This window comes from Acidovorax sp. MR-S7 (assembly GCF_000400995.2).
In the GTDB taxonomy this organism is placed as follows: Bacteria; Pseudomonadota; Gammaproteobacteria; order Burkholderiales; family Burkholderiaceae_C; genus MR-S7.
In genome coordinates, this window is sequence record NZ_DF238959.1 from 1 (window position 1) to 5,528 (window position 5,528).

1 protein-coding gene, 2 tRNA genes and 3 rRNA genes are annotated in these 5,528 nt (G+C 52.0%); all 6 read right to left on the minus strand.

Features of this window, described 5'->3' with window-relative positions; translation table 11 throughout:
- Positions 1–54 precede the first annotated feature (54 nt).
- The 6 genes from rrf to AVS7_RS18065 all read right to left on the minus strand — a co-directional run bounded on the left by rrf (position 55) and on the right by AVS7_RS18065 (position 5,299).
- Positions 55–167 (minus strand): 5S ribosomal RNA (rrf, locus tag AVS7_RS18045).
- Positions 168–292: 125 nt separating this feature from the next.
- Positions 293–3,168, minus strand: a 23S ribosomal RNA gene (locus AVS7_RS18050).
- 138 nt (positions 3,169–3,306) lie between these two features.
- Positions 3,307–3,501, minus strand: a complete 195-nt coding sequence (locus AVS7_RS24560; RefSeq protein WP_144425144.1) for a hypothetical protein — start codon at positions 3,499–3,501, stop codon at positions 3,307–3,309.
- A 14-nt stretch (positions 3,502–3,515) separates the two neighbouring features.
- Positions 3,516–3,591: transfer RNA gene (locus tag AVS7_RS18055), tRNA-Ala, on the minus strand.
- A 23-nt stretch (positions 3,592–3,614) separates the two neighbouring features.
- Positions 3,615–3,691 (minus strand) — tRNA-Ile (locus AVS7_RS18060).
- Between the two features lie 79 nt (positions 3,692–3,770).
- Positions 3,771–5,299: ribosomal RNA gene (locus tag AVS7_RS18065) — 16S ribosomal RNA — on the minus strand.
- Together the 16S, 23S and 5S rRNA genes with 2 tRNA genes alongside form the textbook arrangement of a ribosomal RNA operon.
- Positions 5,300–5,528 lie beyond the last annotated feature (229 nt).

The following is a 5,528-nucleotide window of genomic DNA, read 5'->3' on the forward strand; positions in this document are numbered from 1 at the left end:
AAAGCAAAACGCCCCCCTGCACGTAGGTACAGGGAGGCGGTTTGGGCTGTAAGAGCCTGACGATGACCTACTTTCACACGGGAACCCGCACTATCATCGGCGCGAAGTCGTTTCACTGTCCTGTTCGGGATGGGAAGGAGTGGTACCAACTTGCTATGGTCATCAGGCATAACTTGGCGCTGCTGCGGCGCGATGCCACAGCGGCGAATTCATAGAGTCGACTCTTTAACTTGATTGCGTGCTTGGCATAACTAGTCATGAACTGCGCCTGTGGATGGGCAGTCAAAGTTATAGGGTCAAGCCGCACGGGCAATTAGTACTGGTTAGCTCAAGCGCTTGCACGCCTTCCACACCCAGCCTATCAACGTCGTGGTCTACAACGACCCTTCAGGGGGCTCGAGGCCCCGGCAGATCTCATCTTGAAACGAGTTTCCCGCTTAGATGCTTTCAGCGGTTATCTCTTCCACACTTAGCTACTCGGCGATGCCACTGGCGTGACAACCGATACACCAGAGGTGTGTCCACTCCGGTCCTCTCGTACTAGGAGCAGGCTTCCTCAAATCTGCAGCGCCCACGGAAGATAGGGACCAAACTGTCTCACGACGTTTTAAACCCAGCTCACGTACCTCTTTAAATGGCGAACAGCCATACCCTTGGGACCGACTACAGCCCCAGGATGAGATGAGCCGACATCGAGGTGCCAAACACCGCCGTCGATATGAACTCTTGGGCGGTATCAGCCTGTTATCCCCAGAGTACCTTTTATCCGTTGAGCGATGGCCCTTCCATACAGAACCACCGGATCACTATGTCCTGCTTTCGCATCTGCTCGACTTGTCAGTCTCGCAGTTAAGCACGCTTATGCCATTGCACTATCGTCACGATGTCCGACCGTAACTAGCGTACCTTCGAACTCCTCCGTTACACTTTGGGAGGAGACCGCCCCAGTCAAACTGCCTACCATGCACTGTCCCCGATCCAGCTAATGGACCTAGGTTAGAACCTCAAACGCACCAGGGTGGTATTTCAACGTTGGCTCCATGAGATCTAGCGACCTCACTTCAAAGCCTCCCACCTATCCTACACAGATCCGTTCAAAGTCCAATACAAAGCTACAGTAAAGGTTCATGGGGTCTTTCCGTCTTTCCGCGGGGAGATTGCATCATCACAAACATTTCAACTTCGCTGAGTCTCAGGAGGAGACAGTGTGGCCATCGTTACGCCATTCGTGCAGGTCGGAACTTACCCGACAAGGAATTTCGCTACCTTAGGACCGTTATAGTTACGGCCGCCGTTTACTGGGACTTCAATCAAGAGCTTGCACCCCATCATTTAATCTTCCAGCACCGGGCAGGCGTCACACCCTATACGTCCACTTTCGTGTTTGCAGAGTGCTGTGTTTTTATTAAACAGTCGCAGCCACCGATTTTTTGCAACCGCTTTGGGCTCCCTTTGTACAAGTTCACCTACTTGCGGCATACCTTCTCCCGAAGTTACGGTATCAATTTGCCGAGTTCCTTCTCCTGAGTTCTCTCAAGCGCCTTAGAATACTCATCTCGCGCACCAGTGTCGGTTTGCGGTACGGTCGTCAATAGCTGAAGCTTAGTGGCTTTTCCTGGAAGCAGGGTATCACTCACTTCGTGTGCAAGCACACTCGTTATCACCCCTCATCTCAGCCCGGCGGATTTGCCTACCGGGCACGACTACAGGCTTGAACCAACATATCCAACAGTTGGCTGAGCTAACCTTCTCCGTCCCCACATCGCACTATTGATCGGTACAGGAATATTGACCTGTTTCCCATCAGCTACGCATCTCTGCCTCGCCTTAGGGGCCGACTCACCCTACGCCGATGAACGTTGCGTAGGAAACCTTGCGCTTACGGCGAGCGGGCTTTTCACCCGCTTTAACGCTACTCATGTCAGCATTCGCACTTCTGATACCTCCAGCATCCGTTACCAGACACCTTCACAGGCTTACAGAACGCTCTCCTACCACGCACAGTAAACTGTGCATCCGCAGCTTCGGTAACTGGCTTAGCCCCGTTACATCTTCCGCGCAGGACGACTCGATCAGTGAGCTATTACGCTTTCTTTAAATGATGGCTGCTTCTAAGCCAACATCCTGACTGTTTTAGCCTTCCCACTTCGTTTCCCACTTAGCCAATTTTAGGGACCTTAGCTGGCGGTCTGGGTTGTTTCCCTCTTGAGTCCGGACGTTAGCACCCGGTGCTCTGTCTCCCAAGCTGTACTCTGCAGTATTCGGAGTTTGCCTTGGTTTGGTAAGTCGCCATGACCCCCTAGCCAAAACAGTGCTCTACCCCCGCAGGTAATACTTGAGGCACTACCTAAATAGTTTTCGGAGAGAACCAGCTATTTCCAAGTTTGTTTAGCCTTTCACCCCTATCCACAGCTCATCCGCTAGTTTTGCAACACTAGTCGGTTCGGACCTCCAGTACCTGTTACGGCACCTTCATCCTGGCCATGGATAGATCACTTGGTTTCGGGTCTACACCCAGCGACTGAACGCCCTATTCGGACTCGATTTCTCTACGCCTCCCCTATTCGGTTAAGCTCGCCACTGAATGTAAGTCGCTGACCCATTATACAAAAGGTACGCCGTCACCCCTAAGGGCTCCGACTTTTTGTAAGCATGCGGTTTCAGGATCTATTTCACTCCCCTCCCGGGGTTCTTTTCGCCTTTCCCTCACGGTACTGGTTCACTATCGGTCGATGATGAGTATTTAGCCTTGGAGGATGGTCCCCCCATGTTCAGACAGGGTTTCTCGTGCCCCGCCCTACTTTTCTCTAGCTCAGTACCACACGTCTGTTTTCGCATACGGGGCTATCACCCACTATGGCCGGCCTTTCCATGCCGCTTTGCTAACAGTCGTGCTATCACTAGAAGGCTCCTCCGATTTCGCTCGCCACTACTTTCGGAATCTCGGTTGATGTCTTTTCCTCGAGCTACTGAGATGTTTCAGTTCACCCGGTTCGCCTCGCTGACCTATGTATTCAGTCAGCGATACCCTTGCGGGTAGGTTTCCCCATTCAGAAATCTCCGGATCAATGCTTATTTGCCAGCTCCCCGAAGCTTATCGCAGGCTATCACGTCTTTCGTCGCCTATCATCGCCAAGGCATCCACCACATGCTCTTAGTCACTTGACCCTATAACTTTGACCTCTCTTGCGAGAAGCCTCCATTTGAGTTCAAAGACTTGCGAGGTCTTTCACCTCGCGCGTTATGCCGTAATGTGAATGTTTCTTCGGCTGCGTCTTTCGACGCAGCCTAGAGAACGATTCGTCATTACTTGAACAAAATTGCTTTCGTTCGTTTTGACGCAATCAAATTTAGGTTGCCGGCGGCACGGTGCAGTTTCCTGCTTTCCGCCGACAACGCTGATTCGACTCTATGAATTTTTAAAGAACAGCCGATTGATCGATCTATATCGATCAACAACAAAACAGCCTCTCGCAAAGCTGCTTTGGTGTTGATGGGCATCGATGCCAGGATTTTGGTGGAGGATGACGGGATCGAACCGACGACCCCCTGCTTGCAAAGCAGGTGCTCTCCCAGCTGAGCTAATCCCCCTGTGATCCTCTTTGCGGAAGATTTGGTGGGTCTAGTTGGGCTCGAACCAACGACCCCCGCCTTATCAAGACGGTGCTCTAACCAGCTGAGCTACAGACCCCGTACTGATTTCTCAGCCGGCCAACTGTCTTCCAACAACCGATAAGTGTGGGCGTTCAATATTGAATGCTGTTTTCCAGAAAGGAGGTGATCCAGCCGCACCTTCCGATACGGCTACCTTGTTACGACTTCACCCCAGTCACGAACCCTGCCGTGGTAATCGCCCTCCTTGCGGTTAGGCTAACTACTTCTGGCAGAACCCGCTCCCATGGTGTGACGGGCGGTGTGTACAAGACCCGGGAACGTATTCACCGCGACATTCTGATTCGCGATTACTAGCGATTCCGACTTCACGCAGTCGAGTTGCAGACTGCGATCCGGACTACGACTGGCTTTATGGGATTAGCTCCCCCTCGCGGGTTGGCAACCCTCTGTACCAGCCATTGTATGACGTGTGTAGCCCCACCTATAAGGGCCATGAGGACTTGACGTCATCCCCACCTTCCTCCGGTTTGTCACCGGCAGTCCCATTAGAGTGCCCTTTCGTAGCAACTAATGGCAAGGGTTGCGCTCGTTGCGGGACTTAACCCAACATCTCACGACACGAGCTGACGACAGCCATGCAGCACCTGTGTGCAGGTTCTCTTTCGAGCACTCCTCTATCTCTAAAGGATTCCTGCCATGTCAAAGGTGGGTAAGGTTTTTCGCGTTGCATCGAATTAAACCACATCATCCACCGCTTGTGCGGGTCCCCGTCAATTCCTTTGAGTTTCAACCTTGCGGCCGTACTCCCCAGGCGGTCAACTTCACGCGTTAGCTTCGTTACTGAGAAAATGAATTCCCAACAACCAGTTGACATCGTTTAGGGCGTGGACTACCAGGGTATCTAATCCTGTTTGCTCCCCACGCTTTCGTGCATGAGCGTCAGTACAGGTCCAGGGGATTGCCTTCGCCATCGGTGTTCCTCCGCATATCTACGCATTTCACTGCTACACGCGGAATTCCATCCCCCTCTACCGTACTCTAGCTATGCAGTCACAAATGCAGTTCCCAGGTTGAGCCCGGGGATTTCACATCTGTCTTACATAACCGCCTGCGCACGCTTTACGCCCAGTAATTCCGATTAACGCTTGCACCCTACGTATTACCGCGGCTGCTGGCACGTAGTTAGCCGGTGCTTATTCTTACGGTACCGTCATGGACCCTCTTTATTAGAAAGAGTCTTTTCGTTCCGTACAAAAGCAGTTTACAACCCGAAGGCCTTCATCCTGCACGCGGCATGGCTGGATCAGGCTTTCGCCCATTGTCCAAAATTCCCCACTGCTGCCTCCCGTAGGAGTCTGGGCCGTGTCTCAGTCCCAGTGTGGCTGATCATCCTCTCAGACCAGCTACAGATCGTCGGCTTGGTAAGCTTTTATCCCACCAACTACCTAATCTGCCATCGGCCGCTCCATGAGCGCAAGGCCTTGCGGTCCCCTGCTTTCATCCGTAGATCGTATGCGGTATTAGCAAAGCTTTCGCCTCGTTATCCCCCACTCTCGGGCACGTTCCGATGTATTACTCACCCGTTCGCCACTCGTCAGCATCCGAAGACCTGTTACCGTTCGACTTGCATGTGTAAGGCATGCCGCCAGCGTTCAATCTGAGCCAGGATCAAACTCTACAGTTCGATCTTGAAAATTTAAAGTCTTTCGACTTCACTCATAAAAACGGAATTGAAGTGAACTTCACTTCTATTCTCATGAGCGTTTGATAGTTCCGAAGAACTTGGCATTCGCCATCAAACGCCCACGCTTATCGGCTGTATGTTTTTAACGAACCAGAAGCGAAATTTTTTCGACTTCCAAACTTTGCTGCGATCAGCGAAGCCTTGAATTCTAGCAGGTTTTGAAAAGTCC

Excerpts from the sequence above, each read along its gene's own strand:
- AVS7_RS24560 (WP_144425144.1), bottom strand. The coding sequence starts at position 3,501 with ATGCCCATCAACACCAAAGCAGCTTTGCGAGAGGCTGTTTTGTTGTTG.